General features: G+C 62.2%; 13 protein-coding genes. 9 read left to right on the top strand and 4 right to left on the bottom strand.

What is annotated here, in order from left to right; genetic code table 11:
* Positions 1–51: 51 nt before the first annotated feature.
* Together FQ668_RS08260 and FQ668_RS08255 are read right to left on the bottom strand one after the other, a co-directional pair.
* Positions 52–1,539, bottom strand: coding sequence for a hypothetical protein (locus FQ668_RS08260; protein WP_014591999.1), 1,488 nt, complete (start codon positions 1,537–1,539; stop codon positions 52–54).
* Positions 1,540–1,800: 261 nt separating this feature from the next.
* The gene (locus FQ668_RS08255; protein ID WP_014592000.1) at positions 1,801–2,733 is read right to left on the bottom strand and encodes an SIS domain-containing protein; all 933 of its coding nucleotides are present in this window, start codon (positions 2,731–2,733) and stop codon (positions 1,801–1,803) included.
* Between the two features lie 575 nt (positions 2,734–3,308).
* Between FQ668_RS08255 and FQ668_RS08250 the strand changes: the two genes are divergently transcribed.
* The 9 genes from FQ668_RS08250 (at position 3,309) to FQ668_RS08210 (ending at position 14,726) form a co-directional block, all read left to right on the top strand.
* A complete protein-coding gene (locus FQ668_RS08250) occupies positions 3,309–4,349 on the top strand; it encodes a phosphotransferase (RefSeq protein WP_080557819.1) in 1,041 nt (346 codons plus the stop codon).
* 202 nt (positions 4,350–4,551) lie between these two features.
* On the top strand, positions 4,552–6,570 hold the full coding sequence (locus tag FQ668_RS08245; protein WP_119713385.1) for a capsular polysaccharide biosynthesis protein: 2,019 nt from the start codon (positions 4,552–4,554) through the stop codon (positions 6,568–6,570).
* Complete coding sequence (locus FQ668_RS08240) at positions 6,510–7,829, top strand: capsule biosynthesis protein (protein ID WP_119713384.1); 1,320 nt, start codon at positions 6,510–6,512, stop codon at positions 7,827–7,829. Before FQ668_RS08245 ends, FQ668_RS08240 begins: the two co-directional genes overlap by 61 nt.
* Complete coding sequence (locus FQ668_RS08235) at positions 7,826–8,602, top strand: SDR family oxidoreductase (protein WP_003252728.1); 777 nt, start codon at positions 7,826–7,828, stop codon at positions 8,600–8,602. Before FQ668_RS08240 ends, FQ668_RS08235 begins: the two co-directional genes overlap by 4 nt.
* A 7-nt stretch (positions 8,603–8,609) precedes the next feature.
* Entirely contained in the window at positions 8,610–10,145 is a 1,536-nt protein-coding gene (locus FQ668_RS08230) for an LTA synthase family protein (RefSeq protein ID WP_144179977.1), read from the top strand.
* 4 nt (positions 10,146–10,149) lie between these two features.
* Positions 10,150–10,716 carry an N-acetyltransferase gene (locus FQ668_RS08225; protein WP_119713382.1) on the top strand — a complete coding sequence of 189 codons (567 nt, stop codon included), beginning with the start codon at positions 10,150–10,152 and terminating at the stop codon, positions 10,714–10,716.
* Positions 10,716–12,860 carry a capsular polysaccharide biosynthesis protein gene (locus FQ668_RS08220; RefSeq protein WP_119713381.1) on the top strand — a complete coding sequence of 715 codons (2,145 nt, stop codon included), beginning with the start codon at positions 10,716–10,718 and terminating at the stop codon, positions 12,858–12,860. The genes FQ668_RS08225 and FQ668_RS08220 overlap by 1 nt, the downstream gene beginning before the upstream one ends.
* 3 nt (positions 12,861–12,863) lie before the next feature.
* On the top strand, positions 12,864–13,907 hold the full coding sequence (locus FQ668_RS08215) for a phytanoyl-CoA dioxygenase family protein (RefSeq protein WP_004577660.1): 1,044 nt from the start codon (positions 12,864–12,866) through the stop codon (positions 13,905–13,907).
* A gap of 363 nt (positions 13,908–14,270) precedes the next feature.
* A complete protein-coding gene (locus FQ668_RS08210; protein ID WP_119713380.1) occupies positions 14,271–14,726 on the top strand; it encodes a transposase in 456 nt (151 codons plus the stop codon).
* A 9-nt stretch (positions 14,727–14,735) separates the two neighbouring features.
* Here FQ668_RS08210 and FQ668_RS08205 read toward each other — a convergent pair whose 3' ends face one another.
* The gene (locus tag FQ668_RS08205) at positions 14,736–16,088 is read right to left on the bottom strand and encodes an aminotransferase class I/II-fold pyridoxal phosphate-dependent enzyme (protein WP_014592007.1); all 1,353 of its coding nucleotides are present in this window, start codon (positions 16,086–16,088) and stop codon (positions 14,736–14,738) included.
* Between the two features lie 9 nt (positions 16,089–16,097).
* Entirely contained in the window at positions 16,098–23,597 is a 7,500-nt protein-coding gene (locus tag FQ668_RS08200) for a type I polyketide synthase (RefSeq protein ID WP_119713379.1), read from the bottom strand.
* Positions 23,598–24,295: the final 698 nt, after the last annotated feature.

Raw genomic sequence — 24,295 nt, 5'->3', positions numbered from 1 at the left:
AGGGTCGGTGGCATTCGCCATCGACCCTGCCGCAGCAAAAAGCTAATTAGCTTATGCAAAACCCATGGGGAAATACCCCACTTGAAGAGTTAAATTTTTCAAAAGAACTTTCTTAGGCTTCCCATCTGCTGCAACGTTGACCCGCACAAATATCGAGTCCCTGTGAGCTGAGTTAATGGACAAAAATTGCTGTGCTATGTGAATTCTTCTCCATTCGCCGGCCTTGTTTTTTGGCGAATTGATATGATGATACCCTGACTCACCAACCCCACCGAGCGTAAGATATATATCGCCACCAGTTGAAAAAACATCAGCTGATAGAGTTAGGTATTTCCCCTTAATTTCATCATACGCCTTTCCATTAAGCTTCAGCGAAGTACTTAAATAGATATTCTTTGAATTTACAGAACGCAGATCAATTTCAATTAACTCATAACCACCTCGAACCACTAGGTCCGAAGCAGCGTCATTCCGCACCCACCAGTGCTCATTAACAAACTGATTGTTTTCCGCAGCAGATACAGACTGGACTGTCTTGAAGCTATTGACGGCAATTAGGTTATCATTTATTGAAGGCGTAGGGCCCATCAACCGCCAGCGATCACCATCAAAGAAACAGGTAGCACCCGAAAGAGCACCCTCGGAATAGAAGCCCACATTGGAGAAGAAAACTTCCCTCCCCGCTTGCTGGTGCAGGTATCGATTCTGCCAAGAGATGCTTTGACCTGTATGATCCATTGTACGATACGGGTCTTGAACTTTAGCCTGCTTTCGCTCAGCCCTCAGCAGACGTCGATTAGTTTTATCCTCAGGAACAAGCTGTGCCAATATACCCTGCAGATTAAGCTCCGTCCTAAAGGTATCAAGCAGATTCATCACTGAGTAAATATAACCAACCTCTTTACCAAAAAACATCACATGGGAATCAACGTCCAAGGTTTGAACAATAAGTTTCTTGTTCGGCGGAGCCACACGCGTCAGTAATTCCACGTTGATAGTATCAATTTCATCGTGGCCATGGATCACGTAAACCGCTGAATCGCCCCAAGCTTGCTGTGCAACTTCATCAAGGTTTACGTGATTTCCTCCAATAGCTTCAATATGTTCAATCAACTCCGGCCAAGCATAGTCCTTGGTTATATCCAGATTGATTTGCGGATTTGAAGCAATCGCGTTTGCATTCAATTTGAATGCGTGATATATCGCCCCGTACCCCGACATGGACGATCCAAAAAAGAAAATCGAATTCGGTCGATAATCCGTCGAAAACATACGGAAAATTCTGGAGAACGCTTCACCTTCATCTTCGTCTAGATACCAAGAATTTTTAGGGTCAGAGACAAATAGAAGATCACAGACCTGACTCTCCAAGAATGACCTCAGGGCCATATACTTGCCACCCTGATTGTGCGCACTCATGACGATCAAGAGACGCTCAGACTTCACATCAGGATTCAACGGAACATATAAAATTTTCTTACCGCTGACATGACGCTCATGGCGCTCAACAATTTTTGGTAAATCAATCACTTTGTCCATTTTTACCGGCTCGCCCGACGCACCCAACCTGAATAATTTCAACACAGTTGTTCTCTACACAATAACTAACGCAACTGGCGCTACGGCATACGCAACGATACATCCCAAGCAAAACTCTACTCGAAAGCCTCAGCACCGCCCTAGAAGCGCTGAGAAGAAGTAGCAGACTTTACTACAGCCTGCTACTTCCCTTGAGAGAAGTATCCATCCAGATAATTGCGGCCTTCGCCGCAGCGCCAACAAAGTGCAAAAAGCAGTTAGTTAGTCAAAAATCTCGACCACGCCTACTACTGAGTTCTGATCATCAACCACAGCTAGCGCTCGAATTTTATTGTCAAGCATATAAGCTTCCGCCTCAGACAACTGTGCATCTTCCTTGATAGTGTGAGGATGAGCAGTCATGAACAGCTCAACATTGGCGTGTATCACACCCTCATCTTCCACCAAAGCCCGACGGAGATCACCATCGGTAACGATACCGACCAGTTTGTCTTCATCCATTACCGCTGTCAGACCTAATCGGCTGCGCGTCATTACCAACAAGCAATCATGGAAGCTCGTGGATGGAGATACAACAGGCGCAGGCGAATGCATTACATCGCGAACGCGGGTCAACAGTTTTCGGCCAAGGCTACCGCCAGGGTGATAGCGGGCAAAGTCCATAGGTTTAAACTGTATTGCTTCAATCAAAGCCACAGCCAGAGCATCCCCCATTGCCATCGTGGCCAACGTAGATGTAGTAGGTGCCAGATTATTGGGGCACACCTCGCGTTCAACGGAAATATCAAGCCAAATATCGGCGTGTTTAGCTAAGGTTGAATTTCCGTTGCCGGTCATTGCGATGATTTTGTTACCGAACGATTTGAGACTTGGGATCAATTTGATCAGCTCGTCAGTTTCACCGCTATAGCTGATCAAGATCAGTACATCGATCGGCTTGAGCATACCCAAATCGCCATGAAATGCTTCTGCCGGGTGCAGGAAGAAGCTGGGAGTACCGGTAGACGCAAAGGTCGCAACCATTTTCTTACCGATAAGGCCCGATTTCCCCATACCGCAGACCACGGCTCGACCTTTACAACTGAGCAAAAGCTCCACAGCGCTCTGAAACTCGCCATCAATACGTCCAGCCAGCTGGGTAACGGCTTGTGCTTGGGCAATCAAGGCTTCTTTGGCAATCGTGAGGTGGTTCATTTTCGTCCCTGAAGACTGAGGTGTACTAAACGGGGAATATTAAGGTCTTTGCAACCTTAAGCAAAGCTCGTTGGTCTTGAAGCTGGGTAAAAAACGCTTGTTGCCGATGAGCTGGATCAAAACCCGCGAGCTTCGCCCTCGTAGGGAGCAGTCCTCAGCCCCCTTGAGCGCCGGCACCGTAATGGCAATGCAGGCGCAGAATCACTTTTCGACTCAGATACCACACACGATCTGCAAATCTCTCCCTCGCAGCAGAGCAAGGCTTAGTCGCATTTTTGTAACATTTCGCGCCCTCCTACCTGCAGCACACATCAACGCACCACTGACAGGAATCTGCATCAGTACGCCGCTCGATTTCAGGGTTTCATGGGACGGCTAGCCTCCGAAATCACATTTTTTCTGGCAGAAGCCTAATCGGCATCATTGAGCCGTGCCTTCCGGGGCTTTGCGGCTAAGCTCAACCTCCACAGACTGGGCATCAGAGCAATTTTTCGTTGTGCCTAACGTCACTATGCAGCAGCATACCGCAGCAAACGATTAGAACTTGGACGTACGGCTCTGCCTGATTGGATGTCATGAACGCAAATTCTCGCCCGCCCTCGGGCAGCAAAACCCACTATCGCTGGCAACGCTCCTCACTTGAACAGAACCTTCGAACCCTGATGCCTCAGTGGAAAGATAGGGCCTTGGAGGTAAGCAGCCAGACCTTGGCCTCTAACGCCTCATTCGTTAACTACGTGCGTCACCACCGATTTATTGATCCATGCACAGGCCAACCTGTTGAGCTAGTGGAGAAATCTATTCGCAAGCTAGCCTTCATAGGCAGTCAAGAAGCTCGCCTACATCGTGCTGACGGCATCTTCCGTGGATGCTTGCATTTCCGGCACCCTGCCTGCTTCGGAGTCATCGAAACCCCCTGGGAAAGCCTGATTTTTACTGAGTTTGTTCGCGGTAAACCCCCACGAATGCAGGCAATTGCGCGCCAGCTCGCGCTAGGGATTGCCGAGCTGGAGGGCCATAGCAATAGCTATTTGACCAGCCAACCACTCTCACAAAAGCCTCTGCTGTGGAGCATGGACTTTTTCCGCCCGTGGTTCCTGTTAAGGCCGCGCTTCAACTTCGACCGCTTTCTTCCCTCCCTTGAGCAGCTGGGATACGAGGACAAGCGCTTCGCAGACCTTGGCGAGGGATTCAAAGCTCTGATTCCTCGACTCAAAAAACTGGGGCGCCAGGCGAGGGGGGGGACTCGATGCATTTGCCACATGGATTACCTGCGCAAAAACCTATTTCTGATATCAGGTCAGTTACACGTAATCGATTGGAGCGAAGGGAAGGTAGGGAGAATCGGCTTTGATGCTGGCGCTTACCTAGGGAGCTTATTCCGACGCACAGAGATGATCACCTTTCTCACCGCACGCGCTGAATTCATAGACCAATATCGGCACTCTCTAGCCGCAAGGTTCGACGAAACCGAGGCGTTGAGGAACATGCGCTACATCTTCCTGATGACGGCACTGTACCACTGCCTGCGCCCCGAAACGGTTGATGAGTACAGAACAAAAGGGACAATGCACCTACTTCGAGAAAAGTATGATTACCTTCTGGGAGTCGCGTAACCCTCCCAGCGCCGACATCAAAATGACATCACTTCAGCGAAATCCGATGATGAACTTCGATTTCTGGCGCCAAATTTGAACCATTTGAAGCCACCACTCATGTGAAATTGTATTAAGATTCGCACCATCCCTTTTTCTGGCTCACCGTGAGCGCTTTGCGCTCGACGCGATCAATTATCGATTGGAATCTCGCTTCAGGTTTATGGACGACGTCTCACGCCCTCGCTTGCTGGTGCTTTCAAAAGGTGCCCAGCGTATAGACACGCTGCCATCTTTGCTGCCTGATTTCGTGCTGCGAAACGGAGGCGTGCGCCACCTTTCGAAAACTGACTGGGTCATGGTTTGGGGCCGTAAAGCGAGCGCCGTCAAAGCAATATCCAGAGCGGGGAAGGCAGGCAAGCCCGTTCTAACGCTGGAAGACGGCTTCATCCGTTCCGTGGGCCTGGGCGCCGACGAGCCGCCCCTGTCGCTGATCGTCGATGACGTGGGCGTGTACTACGACGCTTCCCAGCCGTCCCGCCTCGAACAGTTGATCGCCACGCCCCTCGACGCCGAGCAAACCCAACGTGCCCTGGCACTACGTAGCCTGTGGCAGCAGCAACGGGTGTCGAAGTACAACGACGCACGCATCGAACTGCCAGCGCTGCCGGCCGACTGCGTGCTGGTGGCCGACCAGACCTGTGGCGATGCCTCGTTGCAAGGTGCAGGGGCCAGCGACTTCCGGGCCATGCTGGAGGCGGCATTGGCCCGCTATCCGCATAGCACCATCGTGCTCAAGGTGCACCCCGACGTGGTGGCCGGGCGCAAGGCCGGGCACTTCGACCTGGCAGCGCTGGCCAGCAACCCGCGGGTGCAGGTACTGGCCAACAATGTTCACCCGGCCGATTTGCTGCCACGCATGCGTGCAGTGTTCGTGATGACGTCGCAACTGGGCTTCGATGCCCTGCTTTGGGACGTACCGGTGCACACCTGGGGCATGCCGTTCTATGCCGGCTGGGGGCTGACCGACGACCGCTTGCCGGCACCTTCGCGCCGCAAGCCTGTGCCGTTGGCGCAACTGATTCATGCCAGCCTGGTGGCCTACCCGCGCTATGTCTGCCCAGAACGTGGTCAGCCGTGTACGCCAGAGGTGCTGATCAACTGGCTGGGCCTGCAACGGCGGCACCGCAGCGTGCTGCCAGGCACCGTACAGATGCTGGGTTTCAGCCGCTGGAAAGAACCGCTGGCAAACCTGTTTTTCAATGGCGCGGCCATTCGCTTCGTCAAGCCCGAGCAACCGCTGGCGCAAGACTTGCCCGTGGTGTCCTGGGGCTGCAAGCACGACACCCACCTTAGCGCCCACCCACTGCCCGTCAACCGCGTGGAAGACGGCTTCCTGCGCTCGGTCGGCCTGGGCGCCGGCAAGGCGCGACCGTTGTCGTGGGTGGTCGATGACCTGGGTATTTACTACGACGCCACCCGGCCTTCGCGCCTGGAGCGCATCCTGGCTGAAGAGCCCTTCGACCCGCAGTTGTTGGCCCGCGCGCATGCTTTGCGCCTGGCCATCTGCGCGGCGGGGCTGACCAAGTACAACTTGCCCGGCGCCAGCTGGCAGCGCCCCGCGCATGCGCAACGGGTGATCCTGGTGCCTGGCCAGGTGGAGGGCGATGCGTCCATCCGCTTTGGCGGCAACCGTATCCGCAGCAACCTGCAACTGCTGCGCGCCGTGCGTGAGCAAAACCCTGATGCGTGGGTGTTGTACAAACCCCACCCAGAGGTATTGGCCGGCACGCGCGCCCGTGGTGACGACGAAGCGCAAACCGTGCACTGGTGCGATGAAGTGATCGGCGATACACCACTGCAGCAATTGCTGGAAGTGGTCGACGAATTGCACGTACTGACCTCGCAGTCGGGCTTCGAGGCCCTGCTGCGCGGTGTGCCGGTGACGACCTATGGCCAGCCGTTCTACGCCGGTTGGGGGCTGACCCGCGACATGGACCTTCAAGCACCGGTGCAGGCACGGCGCAGCCGACAACTGACGCTGGACCAGCTGGTAGCGGGCACGCTGCTGCTCTACCCCACTTACGTAAGCCTGGTGACCAACCGCTTCACCACCGCCGAACAAACCTTATACGAACTACAAAATTGGCACGCCTTACCGCAGCCTGGAGCTCCCTCCCGATGGCAGGACTTGAAACGACGCTTGAGCAGTTTGTTGGGCATGAAGCGCCCGACCAACTGAATGCAAGGGCGACGCGTGGTCCGCTGCTGCGTATCCCGTCACACAATTTTCTGCTGCTTCAGGGTGTCAGTTCGCCCTTCTTCAGCCGCCTTGCCAAGGGGCTGCGGGATATCGGCCAGCGAGTGCACAGTGTGCGCTTCAACGTCGGCGACGCCCTGTATGGCCCCGGCGGCGCGCAGCTGACCTGCCCGTACGCCCCGGAAGACATGGAGGCCTGGTATTCACAGGTGTTCCGCCAACTGGGTATCACCGACCTGGTGCTGTTCGGCGACTGTCGCCCGGTACACCGCCCGGCCGTGACCCTGGCGCGGCTGTCGGGTATTCGCGTGCACGTGTTCGAGGAAGGCTACTTTCGGCCCTATTGGGTGACGCTGGAGCGCGACGGGGTCAACAACAACTCGCGTTTGCCACGTGACCCGCAGTGGTACCGCGATGTGGGCAAGTACATTCCGCGCTATCAGAATGGCAACCCGTTCAAGCTGTCGTTCGCCGCACGTGCCACGCACGATGTGCTGTACCACGCCGGCGGCGCGCTGAACCGGCTGTGCTTCCCGCGCTACCGCACCCATGCCCCGTTCAACGCCGCCATGGAGTACGCCGGCTTCATCCGCCAGGGCATGCGCCTGCTGCGCGCCCGTGTGCATGACGACGCGCTGGTGGCCGAAGTGGCCCGCGAGCGGCACCCCACGTTTTTGCTGCCCTTGCAGCTGGACAGCGATGCGCAAATCCGCGACCACTCGCCGTTCCAGAACATGACCCAGGTGATCGAGCATGTGATCGACTCGTTCTCGCTCAACGCCCCCTTCGATGCGCGCCTGCTGGTGAAAAACCACCCGTTGACGCCCGGGCTGGTCAACTACCGCAAGGTGACCGAGCAGTTGGCGCGCAAGTACGACGTGGCCGAGCGTGTCGATTTCATGGAAAGCGGGCACATGCCTACGCTGCTCTCGCACATCACCGGCATGATCACCGTCAACAGTACCGCTGGGGCTTCTGCATTGCTGCACCACCGCCCTACCTGCACGCTGGCCGAGCCGATCTACGCGATGCCGGGGCTAACCCACCAGGGCGGGCTGGATGATTTCTGGCAGCACCCCGAAGCGCCCGACAACACGCTGTTTCAACGCTTCCGCAACACCGTCATCCACACCACCCAGGTCAACGGCGGCTTCTACACCGCCTGCGGCATGGACATGGCCGTGGCCAACTGCCTGGAAGTGCTGATGGCGAAAACCTCAAGAATCGAAAAATACCTATGAGTTCGCATGCCTCACCCCGCTGCATCCTCATCACCGGCGCCACAGGCGGTATCGGTGGCGCGTTGGCGCCTGCCTACGCCGCCCCGGGGGTGACGCTGATCCTGCAAGGCCGGCGCCAGGACCGCCTGGCCGAAATGGCCGAACAATGCCGCGCCCTGGGTGCCCAGGTGTTGCTGGAGGCCCTCGACGTGCGCGACCTGGACGCCCTGCGGGCCATGGTGCGCCGGGTTAGCGAGCAGCATCAGCCCGACCTGGTGCTGGTGGGCGCAGGGCTTAACACCGCCGTGGGTGCCAATGGCGAAGCGGAAGACTGGGACGACAGCCGCGCCCTGATGGAAGTGAACGTGATGGCCGCCCTGGCCACCGTCGAGGCCGCCCTGCCCGCCATGCGCAGCCGTGGCGACGGGCAGATCGCCCTGTTCAGCTCGCTGGCGGGCTGGCGTGGCTTGCCGGTCACACCGACCTACAGCGCCAGCAAGGCCGCCATCCGTGTGTACGGCGAGGCCATCCGCGACTGGCTGGCGCCGGAAGGGGTGAAAGTGAATGTGATTGTGCCGGGGTATGTGGAGTCGAAGATGTGCTTCGAAATGCCCGGGCCTAAACCTTTTCTGTGGACCGCCGACAAAGCGGCCAGGCGTATCAAGCGCGGGCTGGCGGCGAACCAGGCGCGTATCAGCTTTCCGTTCCCGCTCAACCTGGGCACCTGGCTGCTGGGGCTAATCCCGCAGTGGCTTTCTTCGATGATCCTGCGTGGGTTGAAGTACAGTGATTGATGTTTCCATGTTGCCGGTCGCTTTGATCGGCCTGGGCTTGACCGTCGCGGTCGAGCGCCTGCTGGTTCCCCGCCCTGCCCTGCGTCGCCCGGCCGATTGCTGGCTGCTGCACGCAGGGCTGTGGTGTGTGGCCTTCGGGCTGTTGTATGCACTGACGGCGCGGCCGTTGTTCAGTGGCGTGAATGTGTTGTTGCTGTGGCTGCTGATCGTGCTGGTCAGCAACGCCAAGTATCACTCGCTGCGCGAGCCGTTTGTGTGTGCAGATTTCGAGTATTTCAGCGATGCAGTGAAGTTCCCGCGGTTGTACTTGCCGTTCTTTGGTTTTGGCAAGGCCGCGCTGCTGGCGGTGGGCTTTCTGGTTTACCTGTGGGCGGGCTTGAGCTTCGAGGTGGCGGGCGCGCGGCTTGAGGCGTTGCTGCCGTTGGCGCTGGGCCTGGGCTTGCTGCGCCTGGGGCATCGGGCTGTGAAGCCGAGCTTTGATGCCGAGCGGGATGTGCGCGGCTGGGGCTTGGCGGCCAGTTTGTGGCGGTACTTCTGGGCGGCGCGGGCGCCGGTGGACCGGGACGGGCTGGGCTCGCCGTTTGCGGGTGGGGCTGCGCCGGCCTCTTCGCAGCCGCCAGTGGCCCAGGCCGGGGCGCTGCCGGACTTGGTCTCGGTGCAGAGCGAGTCGTTTTTCGATGTGCGTGGGCTGTGGCCTGGCGTGCGCCCGCAAGTGCTCGACCAGTACGACCTGCTGGCCAGCCAGGCGCTGGCCCGGGGCAAACTGCAGGTGGCAGCCTGGGGCGCCAATACGGTGCGGACCGAGTTCGCCTACCTTACCGGCATCCCTGCCGACCGGCTGGGCGTGCACCGCTTCAACCCGTACCGGGTGCTGGCCCGCCAAGGCCTGCCCAGTATCGCCTCCAGGCTCAAGGCGCAGGGGTACCGGACCATTTGCATCCACCCGTACGATGGTGGTTTCTATGGCCGCAACAAGGTGTTGCCGGCATTGGGCTTTGATGAATTCATCGATGTGAAGGCGTTCAACGCTTCGCAAAAGGCTGGGCCGTTCATTGGTGATTGCGCCGTGGCAGATAAAATCCGCGCGCTGCTGCAGGCGCCAGGCCGCACCCAGCCGCTGTTCATCCATGCGGTCACCATGGAAAACCATGGCCCGTTGCACCTGGAAAGCGTAGCCGCGCACGAGCTGCCCGCCTGGTTCGACCGCCCGCTGCAACCGGGCATGAAAGACCTGGCGCCGTATGTGCGGCACATCGGCAACGCCGACCGCATGCTGGGCATGCTGCGCGAAACCTTGCTGGCCCAGCCGAACGAGGCGCTGTTGTGCTTCTTCGGTGACCATGTGCCGATCCTGCCCGAGGTGTACCAGGCTGTTGGTGCGCCCGCGGGTGATACCGACTACCTAGTGTGGTCCAACCGCCGCCAGCCTGGCTGCGGGGCCAGGCCAATGCCGGTGCAGCAGCTTTCCAGCACATTGCTGGGCCATGCCTTGGCGCCGGCAACCCGCCAGGACACGCCCATGGCCAGTGCCGGGGTAGCCTGACAACGTGGTGCGTATCGTTTTGGGATCGGACCTGTCGCCGGAGCGTGCCGCCGACCCTGCCTTGGCCCGTTTGCTGACCGAGGGGCGGGGGTCGCTGGCGTTTCTGATTGGCAATACGGCCTGCCGCTATCGCCTGCTGGGGTCGGCTATCCACTGGGACCGTGTGCTGCTGGCCTTCGACGGCGAGCAGGCACTGGGCTTTGCCGCGTTCAAGCATGACCGGCGCGGGCCGTTTGCCTTGCACTGGCGGCCGTTCGTTGGTGAATTCGGCGTATTGAGTGGCTGGGTGCGGTTTATCGGGTTCTGCCTGAGTGAGCTGCGCGAATGGCGCTACCCGTTCTTGCTGTATGGGCTGCGGGTCAGCAAGGCCGCACGCCAGCAAGGCGTGGGCTCGGCGCTGGTGCAGGCGTGCTGCGCGCACGCCGCCGGCCAGGGCTTTACCCGAGTAGAGCTGGAGGTGCCGCTGAGCAATCATCGGGCGCAGCACCTGTACCTGCATAATGGCTTTGCCCTGCGCCGCAAGCGCTGGGTGCCGTTCCCGCCGGTGCGCAACATGTGGCGGGCCGTGTAATGCACAATACGCCTCCCTTTGCACCCCACTCGCCCGAAGGTTACTCGCCACCCGATGCCCTGGTAGACGGCACCGGCTGGGTCGGCATCATGTCGCAATGGGTGGCCTGGAAGGTCCTGCACCTGCCGCAGTTCCTCGGCCCGGAAGGCCCGCCCTTCTGGCTGTGGCGCCGTGGCCGCAAGGCGCCCAAGGGGCTCAAGGCCATTGCCGGTATCGGCTACAAGCAGTCGTCGGCCCATGCCCGGGTGCTGTGCCAGCGCTGGGGGCTGCCCTACATTGCGCTGGAGGACGGTTTTTTGCGCTCGTCCTCGTTGGGCATCGAGGGCGATACGCCGATGTCCATGGTGGTCGACCCGGTGGGCATCCACTACCTGGCAGACCGCCCTTCGCTACTGGAAAACATCCTGCAGCAACCCGAGGCGCTCAGCGCATATGAACTGAATTGCGCCCGCGAACTGATTGCCTTGATGCGCAGCAGCGGCATCGGCAAGTACAACAACGCCCAGGACCTGCCCGACGACGACCCGCTGGGCCGCGAGCGGCCGCTGGTGCTGGTGGTGGACCAGACTGCCGGGGATTATTCGATCCCGGGCGGCGGGCTATGCGAAGCCGACTACGTGCGAATGCTGGATGAGGCCCTGGCAGAAAACCCGGATGCCGACGTGCGCGTGCGCATTCACCCGGACTGCCTGGGCGGGCAAAAGCCCAGTTGCCTGCTGGATGCCGCGCGGGCCCGTGGTGTAACGCTGGAGGCGCGGCCAGTAGCCTGGGCGTCACTGGCCCGGCGTGCCCGGCGGGTGTACGTGGGGACCAGCCAGGCCGGGCTGGAGGCGTTGATCCAGGGCGTGCCGGTCACCTGCTTCGGGCTGCCGTTCTATGCGGGCTGGGGGCTGACCGATGACCGCATGGCCATTGCTCGCCGGCAGGCACGGCCAGACCTTGTGCAACTGGTGGCGGCGGCCTATGTGCGCTACTGCCGCTATGTCGACCCATTGAGCGGCCAATTGACCGATGCCTTGACCGTTGCTCGCCAGCTAGCCAGCAAGAAAGCCCGCGATGCTGCGTTTGCCGGCCCCACCACGGTGCTGGGCGTGAAGCGGCACAAGCAGCACAACATCCGGCGCTTTTTCGCAAGCCGTTGGGGGCAGCTGCGCTTCAGCGTGGACAGCCCGCAACTGGTAAGCCTGGTAGCGGCCGAACAGGGCCGGCTGCTGGTATGGGCTGCACGCGAGCCGGCCGGCCTGGCCGAACGTGCGCGCCAGGCGGGGGTGCCAGTGTGGCGGGTCGAGGATGGTTTCTTGCGCTCCACGGGGCTGGGGGCTACCAACAGCCCGGCGCTGTCACTGGTGCTGGACCGGGGTGGCATTCATTACGATGCGCAGTCTGACAGCGACCTGGAGCAGCTGTTGCAGCATGGCGAATTCGACGCCCCATGCCTGGCCGAAGCGGCGCGCTTGCGGGCGCAGATCGTTGCCAGCGGCACCAGCAAGTTCAACCTGCGCAGCAATGTGCGCCCGGCCTTGCTGGGGCAACCGGGCCAGCTGCGGATACTGGTGGTGGGCCAGGTCGAGGATGATGCCTCGGCACTGTGCAGCGGTGGCGGTACCGGGTGCAACCTGCGGCTGCTGCAACAGGTGCGCGCGCGGTTGCCGGATGCCTGGATTCTGTACAAACCGCACCCCGACGTGGAGGCCGGCAAGCGCCGCGGGCACATCGCCCCGGCACAGCTGGTGGGGCTGGCCGATCAGGTACTGGCGGGGGTGGACATCGCCAGCCTGTATGGCCAGGTCGATGCACTGCATACGCTCAGTTCCACCGCCGGTTTCGAGGCCTTGCTGCGCGGGCTGCCGGTGGTCACCTATGGCACGCCGTTCTATGCCGGCTGGGGCCTGACCGAGGACCATCAGCCCTTGCCCCGCCGCACCCGGCGTTTAACCCTGGACCAGTTGGTAGCCGGCGCCTTGTTGCGCTATGCGCGCTATGCCGACGTCCAGCAAGACCTGCCCTGCGATGCCTGGCACGCCCTCGCCTGCCTCAGCGCGCCCCACCCGGCGCCGGTGGCCTATCGGCGAGTGGCGCCGTTGCTCAACTATACCCGGACCATGCTCGGCTGTGGCCGGCCATTGGCCCCATCAAAGGACTAGATCATGCCTGTTTCGATCAAGGACATCGGCCGTTACGCGGCACTCCCCTGGCATTGCCTGCAGTTGGCAACCCATGCCAAGTCGTTCGAGAACAACCCGGTGCTGGGCAGCGCCCGGCTCAATGCCCTGGGCCTGCATGTGCAGCGTCGTCAGCTGGCGATGGCCATGGCAGGTTACCGTCGCAATGCGCTGGCCTCGCGGCTGGATGCCGGTGAGCGCGCGCATTTTGAGCAGAACGGTTTTTTCATTCGTGAAAACGCCCTGCCTGCCGAGCAGTTTGCGGCCTTGCGCGCCGAGCTGGGTGCATTGCGCAGCACTGGCTGGGAAATGCGTCAGGGCCGCGCGGTTACCCGCCGGGTCAGCCTTGACCAGGACGTGCTGGCGCAAAACCCGGCCAGCGCGGCGTTTGTGGCGGACCGTGGGGTGCGCGACCTGATTGCCTATGCGTCGTCCAATACCGGTGGCATTACCTACCAGTTGCAGTCGATCGTGATCGACGCCGCCAATGCCGATCAGGACCCGCAGACCCGCCTGCATGCCGACACCTTCCACCCCACGGCGAAGGCGTGGTTGTTCCTGGACGATGTGGCGGATGACCAAGGGCCGTTCAGTTATGTGCCGGGCTCGCACCGCCTGACGCCGGAGCGTTTGGCCTGGGAGTATCGTCAAAGCCTGGGGGCGGCGCGCTCCGGCGAGCAGATGCACCGTGAGGGTTCATTCCGTATTGACGAGCCCGAGCTGGCGGCCCTCGGTCTGCCGCCGCCCCGTCGCTTTGCGGTGCCAGCCAACACCCTGGTGGTGGCCGACACGTCTGGATTCCATGCCCGCTGTGCGAGCCATCAGGCCAGCCACCGCGTCGAGATTTATGCCAGCCTGCGGCGTAACCCGTTCATCCCATGGCGCGGGGCGCACCTGTTTGCATTGCCATGGATTGCCAACCACCACATGCGTTGGGATATCCGGTTGAAGCGATTGATGGGGTTTGGCAAGAAGAGCCATTGGCGGTTTGTGGAGCAGTTGAATGCGTATGAGGCACCGCATATCTGACCCACGCCCGACCCGGACCGGCCCGGTGGTTGAACGCAGACCGTCGTGTAGGAGCGGGTTTACCCGCGAAGAGGCCGGTCCTGCTGGCCAATATCCGTGGCCATTCACCGTTGCCGCCGCCACCGTATTCGCGGGTAAACCCGCTCCTACGCTGATCGGGAGTGGGCACAGATCGGTGGTTGGGCGCAGGCCGTCGTGTAGGAGCGGGTTTACCCGCGAAAGGGCCGGGCCTGCTGGCCAATATCCTTGGCCAATCACCGTCCCCCCCTGGTCAGTGGGCACATTCTGCAATGGTTGAATCGCTGCTGGCATCATGACGGCGTCTACGCTGGCTCGAACTATCGAAGCCTCAAGGATGACCACATGCACTACGCCCACGCCCACCATCTGCGCCGCCACCGGGTTTCACACCCCGGCAGGCTATACATGCTGACAACCGTCACCTACCAGCGTCGCCCGCTGTTTCACAACTTCAACCTGGCCAGGCTGGTGGTCAATCACTTGCGCCAGGCAGACCGGGAAAACAGCTGCGCCACGCTGGCCTGGGTGGTCATGCCCGACCATGTGCATTGGCTGATAGAACTGAAACAGGTGACGCTGGCCACGTTGATGCGCCGCTTCAAATCAAGGTCCAGCCATGCCTTGCACAAGGCCGGCGTAACAACCAACCCCATCTGGCAGGCGGGCTACTGCGATCGCGCCATGCACAAGGATGATGACCTGCTCAACGCCGCTCGCTACATCATTGCCAACCCGGTCAGGGCCGGCCTGGCACCCAATGTCGGCAACTACCCACACTGGGATGCCATCTGGCTGTAGCCGTGGCCCTCACCCCAGCCGCGCCATCTCCTCCGCCACCACCGCCACGGTATGCCTGATCTGCTCTTCCGTATGCTCGCAAGACACAAAAAACCGCACCCGCGCCGAATGCTCCGGCACCGCCGGGTACAGGATCGGCTGGGCATTGATACCACGCTCGAACAGGGCGCTGGACAAGCGGCCGGCCTTGAACGAACTGCCGGTAATCACCGGGATCACCGCCAACCCGGTACTGGTCGCCGTGTCCAACCCTGCTTCACGCGCCAGGCGCAGGAACAGTTCACCTCGCGCCTGCACTTGCGCTACCCGCTCGCTGTCTGCAGCCAGCAGCTTCAACGCTGCCAACGCAGAGGCCGTGACCGCCGGCGGCATGCCAACACTGTACAAGAAGCCCGGCGCCAGAAACTTCAGGTGCTCGATCAGTGCCGTGCGGCCCGCAATGTACCCGCCGCAACTGGCCAGGGTCTTGCTCAACGTCCCCATCCAGATGTCGACGTCATCGCCAGCCAACCCATAGTGCTCGCGAATACCTTTGCCCGTCGCACCCATCACCCCCAGCGAATGGGCTTCATCCACCATGAGGAAAACCTTGTGCTTATGCTTGAGCTCGACGAACCGGGGTAGCTCGGGGTAGTCGCCGTCCATGCTGTAGATGCCTTCCACCACCACCAGCACCCGCTCGAAGTGCTGGCGTTGTTCGCCCAGCAGGCGGTCCAGCGCCTGCCAGTCGTTGTGGGCAAAACTCAGACGGCGGGCACCGGACAGCTGGATACCCTGCAACACGCTGTTGTGAATCAGCTCGTCATGCACCACCAGGTCGCGTGGCCCGAACAGGTAGCCGATGGTGGTGACGTTGGTGGCATGGCCGCTGACCATCACCACCGCATCGTCTACCTCGTACAGGCGGGCCAGTTCGCGCTCGAGCTCGCGGTGCAGCGGGCGGTCGCCAGAAACCGGGCGGCTGGCCGACACCGAGGTGCCGTAGCGGTCGATCGCCGCCTTGGCCGCTTCGGCCACGCTCGGGTGGCCGGAGTAGCCCAGGTAGTTGTAACTGGCAAAGTTGAGAAACTCGCGCTCGCCAATCTGCGTCTGGGCACCGGCGGTGCCCTGGTGCATACGGAAGAACGGGTTGCTCACGCCCAGCTGCATGGCGCTTTGCTGGATTACCCGCAGTTGCTGGTACCCCGGGTGCAGATCAAAGCGATAGTGCGCTTCGGGCACCTTCAGGGCAGCCTGCTGTACCTGCTCCAGGGTGGCGCCCTGCTCGCCCTCGGCAGCCACATGGCGGCGCCGGGCGAGGGCTTGCTGGATCAGGCGTTGCTTGGCATCGCCACCAAGGCCGGTCGGGGTTCTGGCTGTCATCTGGCACTCTTAATCAATCAATCGGTTGGGTGCCGCGTTGCTGTCGGCCAAGGCTGCGTTCAACTGCGCCAACTCTTCGGCACTGTGCTCGCTGCCATGGCGGGCAAGCACATTCTGCGCCAGTTGCTCTTCGCCGCTGCTCGCTTCACCGCGCAGCAGCTCCAGCAAGCGTACGGCAAGCTTGTCGATGCTGGAGCTGTCGCTCAGTTCCATCACCGGCAGGCGAATACCGAAACGCTCCTCCAGCGCCACCACCAACTCGACGCTCATCAACGAATCGAGCCCCATTTCCTGCAGCGGGCGCTGGGCATCCAGGCGTGCTGGCGGCAGGCGCAAAATCTCGCACACCTCGTGCTTGAGCATGTCTACGAAGCGTTCGAGCAGTTCGCCATCGTCAAGCTCCTCCAGCATGCGCTGGATGTCTTCACCGCCACCTTCATCCTCATGGTCGCCGCCATAGGCACGGGCCAGTTCGCTGAAGCGCGGTGTACTGGCGCTCGGCAGGAAGCGCGCCAGGGCCTTGAAGTCCAGTTCCAGCACGCCATGGCCGTTATCACCCTGCAACAGCATGGCCTCGAGCTGTGCCAAGGCGGCCTCGGCCCGCAGCGCAGAGCCCCCCATGCGGCTCTGCAGGGCGTCCTTGATCTGGCTGTTGCGCGCCAGGAAGCCGACATCGTCGATGGCGCCCCACAGCACGGCAGTGGCTGCCTGGCCCTGAGCACGTCGGTGCCGCGCAAGGGCTTCGAGCCAGTGGTTGGCCGCCACGTAGTTGGCCTGGCCGGGGTTGCCGAACAAGGTAGTGGCCGAGGAGAACATCACGAAGAAGTCCAGCGCCAGGCCCTGGGTCAGCTCGTGCAGGTACTGCGCGCCCTTGGCCTTGGGTTCCAGCACGCGACGCAACTGGTCGCCGTCTAGGTTGCGGATCAGGCTGTCGTCAATCACCGTCGCGGCATGCACCAGGCCACGCAGTGGCCATGGGCTGGCGCCGATGCGATCGAACACCCCGCGCAGTTGCTCACGGTCGGTGATGTCGCACGCCACGGCCTGCACATCGATACCTTGGGCGTGCCACAACGCCAGCTGCGGTTGGGCCTCTTCACTGGCCGGGCCACGACGGCCCAGCAACACCAGGTGACGGGCACCTTTGTCGATCAGCCACTGCGCAGTACGCAAGCCAAAGCCACCCAGGCCGCCGGTGACCAGGTAGCTGGCATCGGCGGCAAGCTGCAGTGCCCGCACCGGCTGCACGCGGGTGTCGACGGTTTGCTGGATAGGGTTAGCGTAGGTCACCACGACTTTGCCAATCTGCCGTGCCTGCTGCATGTAACGGTAAGCCTCGACCACCTGGTTGGCGTCGAACTCGCGGAACGGCAACGGATGCAGGATGCCCTGTTCAAACAGCTCCATCATTTCGGCGAACAGGCGGCGGGTGAGCGCGGGGCGCTCGCTCATCAGCTGGTCAGCGTCGATACCGAAATAGCTGATGTTGTTGCGGAACGGGCGCAAGCCGATACGGGTGTTCTGGTAGAAGTCGCGCTTGCCCAGCTCCAGGAAGCGACCAAACGGCTTCAGCACCTGCAGGTTGCGGTTGATGGCCTCACCGGCCAGCGAATTGAGCACCACGTCCACGCCACGCCCACCGGTGGCCGCCAGCACCTGGTCGGCATAAGCCAGCGAACGGGAGTCGTAGATGTGGCTGACGCCCAGCAGGCGCAGGAAGTCGCGCTTCTCGTCGCTGCCTGCGGTGGCGTGAATTTCTGCGCCCAGCCATTTGGCGATCTGGATGGCAGCAATGCCCACGCCACCGGCAGCACCGTGGATCAGCACCTTCTCGCCCGGCTCCAGGCGCGCCAGGTGATGCAGCGCGTAGTACACGGTGAAGAAGGTACTCGGAATGGTGGCCGCCGCTTCGAACGACATCCCTTCGGGGATGCGTGCAACGGCGTTGGCGTTGGTGACCAGGCGGTTGGCGAAGCTGCAGGGGCCAAAGCCCACCACACGTTCACCCGGGGCGAAGTCGCCCACTGCCTCGGCGCCTTTGCCCTGCACCACACCGGCAAATTCGAAGCCCAGGGTAGGGCCGGAGAAGCCGTTTTCGATGGCTTCATCCGACAGCAGGCCGAGGGCGAACATCACGTCACGGAAGTTAAGGCCCGTCGCGCGCACCTGAATGTCCAGCTCATCCGCCGCCGGTTGACGCGGCTCACGCACTTCCCAGCGCAGGTTGCGCAGCTGGCCCGGCAGGTCGAAGCCCAGGCATACCCACTGTGCATCGCCCACTGCGGGGCGCGGCTGGTCGGCCAGCACCCGCAGGCGCGGCACGTAGCGACGGCCTTCGGCGTCCAGGGCCAGCTCGGTTTCGCTATCGGCGTGCAGCAACGCAGGTACCGCCAGCTCGACCGCTGCCGCGTGCGCCAGATCGAGCAGGCGAATACGACAGTTCGGGGATTCGTTGGCCAGGGTACGGCCAAAGCCCCACAAGGCGGCGTCGCCGATGGCCGCAACGTCGGCGGCGGTGTCGACGCTGTGCAGGTGCTCGGCAGCGCCACGGCTGAACAACCAGCACTGCGGGGCGATCGTCAGCGACTCACAGGCCTGCACCAGCGCGGCCGCTTGCATGCAGCGCTCGGCCTGGCCATCGAGGCCTGTGCCGCTATCGAAACCGGCCAGGTGCAGCACATGCTCAGGGGGCTGGGCAAAGGCGCCAAGCTGAGCCGCCAGCGCCTGGGCGTCACCCGGCTGCAACAGGTCAACCTGCTGGCCCTGGGCGCGCAGTTGCTCTGCCAGGCGCAGGGCAGCGCCCTGCCCTGCTTCGGCGAGTACGGCCCAGCGCTGCACTGCCACGGGTGCGACAGTGTCGGCACCGGCGGGCTTGTCCGCCAGCAACAGGTAGCTACCACAGGCGTTACCCGGCAACGCCTCCAGCGGGCGCAACGCGGTCAGGCCATGCCGCTGCAGCTCATGGCTCCAGAACGCCGGGCCTTGCTGGCGCGACAACGCCTGCTGCGGGCCGGCCAGCCACCAATCTGGCTGGGCACCGAAGACGAAATCGGCCCAGCGCGCCGGGTACTGCCCAAGCAGCGCCAACTGGCCGTGCGGGTTGAGCCGGCCACTGGCCAGGCGCAGGGCGTCACCCACCGTACCAAGGGGGCCAAAGTCGGTAGGCACCAGCACCCAGTCGAACGTACCGGCGTCGGCCAGTTGCTCCAGGCCAAGCACCTCCAGCGCCGGGCAATCGTCACGCAGACGCTGCTCAAGCTCAGGCTCGGCGACACAGTAGGCATAATCGAGGCGATCGAAATCCAGGCCGGCGTACAACAGTTCGGCAAACGAAGCACCACCGAAGCCGAATTCCAGCACACGCAGGCGCTGGCCGGGCGGCAGTTGCGCCAGGCGCGCGGCCAAGGTCTGGCCAATGCCGCTGAGCAGGTGCTGCTGCCCTGCCGCACCCAGCACCAGGCGCGCCAGGCTGGCACCGCTGGTTTCGCGCGGTTGCAGGGTGTCGAAGGCCTGGCTGCCATCCAGCAACGCCGACAGATGTCGGCCGATGCGGCCAACGGAATGGATAATCTGGAAGTACTCGGGGTAGCTCTTGAACAGCTCTTGCCAGATAGCCTGCGAGGTCGGGCGCTCGCCCTGGTCGACCAGTTGCCAGCTGCCGTCCGCGCTACGCTGCAGGCTGCCGTCGTGCTCGGCATGGCGCAACAGCATCGCCAGGAAGTCGCCCTGGCCCTGCGACCATAGCGCGACCTGCTCGGCACTGATGCGGCCGCCGGCCTGTTCCACCGCATCGAGGACAAAGCTGTTGCACAGCACATCCAGCAGTGGCTCCACTTCATTCAGGTAACGCACCTGTGCCGGTTCGTCGGCCAGGCACTGCAAGGCCTCGACCAACGGCGAGCAGGCCACGGCGTTACGCTGCACAGGCACAACCGCGCCTGGCGCGGCCTGCCCTACATGGCCCATACGCTTGATATCGCCACTGCGGTCGTACTGCAGGCGCACGGCACGCATGCGCGCATCCTTGATCGCCAGCACGGCAGCGCCGCTGGCATCGAACAGGGTGAAGTCGACCAGCAGCGAATGCGCGGTGCGTTTGCGCTGACGCACCTCGGCCAACACCGGAACACCGCCAGCATTGGTAAAGGCAATGCGCCCAAGCTTGACGGGGATGAACGCCAGGCCATCGTCATGCCCCTGGCGGCTGGCCAGCAGCTCGGTAATCAGCTGGAAGGCACCATCCAGCAACGCCGGGTGCAGGTGCAGGCTTGCCAGTTCGTGCTCGATGGCAGCAGGCACGACCAACTCAGCCAACACGCGCTCCCCCTCCACCCAGGCTGCGGCCACAGTCTGGTAAGCGGGGCCGTAGTTCAGGCCAACCGCGCAGGTCATTGCCAGGTGCTGCTCGCCGGTGAAGTCTGCCGGGCGGGCTGGCAACGCCGGTGCCCGGGTGTCCAGCAGCACACCGCGCGCTTCGCCCGGCAAGCGTGCGACCACGTGCTGTACCCAGTCTTCGCGTTGCATCACCGTGCGCGAGCTGATGCGCAACGTGCCGTCGGCCTCTTCGACCTGCACGCGCACTTTCTTGATGACCTCGCTGCTCAGCAGCAGAGGGTTGTGGATTTCCAGCTCTTCGATATCGACGAACTCGCCCGGCTGGTGCAGTTGCGCCACCGCCAGGGCCAGCTCGGTAAAGCCTGCACCCGGGAACAGTACCGACTCACCCACCTTGTGGTCGGCCAGGGTCGGGTACTGCTGGGTATCCAGGCGGTTTTCCCAGGTCAGCGCCTGGTCTGTTACCGGGTAACCCAGCAACGGGTGCACGCGCTCGTGGCTCAGCGGGCCATAGGCCTCGGCAGTGACCGGCAAGCTGAAGTGGTCGTGCTGCCAGGCATAGTTAGGCAGGCGCAGCGGGCGCCCGGTCACCGGGAAGCGTGCCTGCCACTGTGGCTCGACGGCGGCAATCTGCAGGCGGGCTACGGTACGTTCCAGCAGCAGCGGGCTGTGGTCGTTGCGCTTGAGGGTGCCAATCACTTGCCCCGGTTGTTCGCACTCGGCCAGCACATCGTTGACGTAGCTGCGCAGGATCGCATGTGGGCCCACTTCGACGAACAGGTTCAGGCCATTGCGCACCAAGGCAGCCAGCGCGCCCTGGAACAGCACCGGGAAGCGAATGTTCTGCCACCAGTACTGGCTGTCCAGCCGTTCGCCGTTCAACTGGCCACCGACGACAGTGGAATAGAACGGGATCTTCGTAGCCTGCGGGCGGATATGCGCGAGGTCGTCGATAACCGCTTGCTTGATCGGGTCCATGGCCGGTGAGTGGAAGGCGTAGTCCAGGTCCAGGCGGCGGGCGAATACCTGGCGCTCTTCCAGGGCCGCTTCCAGCAGTGCCAGGGCGTCAACCTCACCGGCGACAGTGGCGCCGCGGGCACTGTTCTCGCCCGCCACCACCAGGCGGCCATCCAGTTTCAGTTCGGCAATCAGTTGCGCCGTGGCCTCACCCGAGAGACCGACCGCCGTCATCTTCCCGGTACCACGGGTCAGGCCCTGCAGGCGGCTGCGGTGGTAGATGACCTGGGTGGCGTCCTCCAGGCTCAACGCGCCGCTGGCCCAGGCCGCCGCCACTTCACCCACACTGTGGCCTATCACCGCCACCGGGTGGATGCCTTCGGCAGCCAGCACTTTGGTAACCGCCACTTGCAGGGCAAACAGCGCAGGCTGGGCGATTTCGGTACGTGCATAACGGCCTTCGCCGTTGTCACCCAGCAGCTCGGCGCGCAGCGAGTAGCCCGCCAAGGGCTGGAACAACGCGTCCACTTTATCCACGGCGGCGGCGAACAGCGGCTGGTCGAGCATCGCCCGGCCCATGCCCTGCCATTGCGAGCCGTTGCCGGAGTAGACAAATACCGGTGCCGAGGCGCCGTCCAGAGCCTGGCCGGCCTCCAGCACTGCACTCAGTTCGCTGAGGGTCGGGTCCTGGGCATAGTCGTCCAGCGCCTGGGCGGCTTCGGCCGCGTTGTCGCAAACCAGCAGCAGGCGGTGGCTGTGCGCATCGCGGCGGAACATCGCCTGGTAGGCCACATCGTAATAGTCGGCCTGAGGCTGCCCGGCCAGGTAGGCGGCAAAGCGTTCAGCGGTTGCGCGCAGGCCTTGTTCGCTCTTGGCACTGAGCAGTAACGGCACGCGCCGGGCGCTGGCCGCTTGCGCTGCCGGCGCCTGTGGCTCGGGGCTTTGCAGGATGACATGGGCGTTGGCGCCGCCAAAGCCGAACGAGTTCACCCCCACGGTCAACTGGCCATCTGCCTTCAGCGGCAGGGGCTCGGTGACCACCTGCAGGTTGAGGTCGGCGAACGCGATGTTCGGGTTGAGCGCCTGCACGCCAATGGTAGCGGGCACGGTGCGCTCGGCCAGGCAGTTCAGTGCCTTCATCAGGCCAGCCACGCCAGAGGCGGCTTCAAGGTGCCCGAGGTTGCTTTTCACCGAGCCGATTGGCAGCGGGTTGCCGGCGCCGCGCGCCTGGCCCAGTGCCTCGCCGATGGCGCGGGTTTCGATCGGGTCTCCCACCGCGGTACCGGTGCCGTGGGCCTCCAGGTAGTCCAACTGCTCGGGGGAGATACCGGCCTGGGAGTAGGCGCGCTTGAGCAACGCCGCCTGGGCCTCGGCATTGGGCAGGGTCAGGCTGGACTTGCGCCCGTCGGTGTTCACCGCACTGGCCGCTACCACCGCCAAAATGGTATTTCCATCGGCCACTGCCTGGTCGTAGTCCTTGAGCAGGAACAACCCGCCGCCTTCGGAGCGGGCGTAACCGTCGCCGTTTTCGTCGAACGACTGGCAGCGCCCGGTGCGCGACAGCATGGTCGCCTTGGCGAAGATCATGAAGCCGAACGGGTGCATGTGCAGGCTGATACCGCCCGTCACGGCTTGGTCGACATCACCGCTGAGGATGGCCTGGCACGCCTGGTGGAAAGCCACCAGCGACGACGAGCAGGCGGTGTCGATGGCCATGCTCGGGCCACGCAGGTCGTAGAAGAACGACAGGCGGTTGGCCGCGATGCTCATGGTGTTGCCGGTCGCCGTGGCGCCATCGATGGCCGACAGGTCCTCGAGCAGGCGGTAGGACTGCTCGACACCGGCGATGCCCAGGTACACGCCGCAGTTGCTGCCACGCAGGCTGGACGGCTTGACCCCGGCGTTTTCAAAGGTTTCCCAGCACATTTCCAGCAGCATGCGTTGCTGCGGGTCCATCATCGCGGCTTCCCGCGGCGAGATGCTGAAGAAGCCAGCGTCGAAAGCGCTGATATCACCCAGGGTGCCTGAGGCGAAGGTGTAGCTGGATGCAGGGCTGGCCTTGTCCGGGTGCAGGAACTCGCGTTTGTTCCAACGCGACGGGTCAACCTGGGTCACCAGGTCGCGGCCCTCCATCAGGTTTTGCCAGAAGCCTGCATTGGAAGAGCCAGGAAAACGGTACGCACAACCAACGATTGCAACCTTTCTACGCTTGATCAAAACCTATTCCTTCAAATCTCATCGGGCACCGTCCCATCCGTCGGACAGCCGGCATGCCTGGCCTGGCCACGAAACTGGCCATTCGTTATATGTCACTGATGATTGTCTGGGTACCTGAAACTGCCATGCACGCAGGGTGCGCAAGACTCATGGTCTGGAACTGGCGTGGGAATGTTCAGATTTGTGTGCGCAGATGATACGCGGGTTGTGGGGGTGGGAAAACCCTGGGGTGAGGGATGGTTCACGGCGTAGGAACGGGTTTACCCGCGAATACGGTGGCGGCTGCGACGGTGAATGGCTGATGGGAATTGGCCAGCAGGGGCGGCCCTTTCGCGGGTAAACCCGCTCCTACGACGGTCTGCGCCCAATCACCAATGTGTGTCCACCACCAATCTGTGTAGGAGCGGGTTTACCCGCGAATACGGTAGCGCCGGCAACGGTGAACGGCGGGTGGAAATTGGCCAGCAGGNACTTTGTAGGAGCGGGTTTACCCGCGAATACGGTAGCGCCGGCAACGGTGAACGGCGGGTGGAAATTGGCCAGCAGGCCCGGCCCTTTCGCGGGTAAACCCGCTCCTACACGGCGGCCTATGTCCAACCACCGAGGCGTGCCCACCACCAGTCTGTGTAGGAGCGGGTTTACCCGCGAATACGGTAGCGCCGGCAACGGTGAACGGCGGGTGGAAATTGGCCAGCAGG

Origin of the sequence: Pseudomonas sp. Kh14 (genome assembly GCF_900291005.1) — a bacterium.
Classification (GTDB): domain Bacteria; phylum Pseudomonadota; class Gammaproteobacteria; order Pseudomonadales; family Pseudomonadaceae; genus Aquipseudomonas; species Aquipseudomonas alloputida.
The sequence above is the reverse complement of the archived record's forward strand: the minus strand, read 5'-3'. Positions and strand labels throughout refer to the sequence as shown.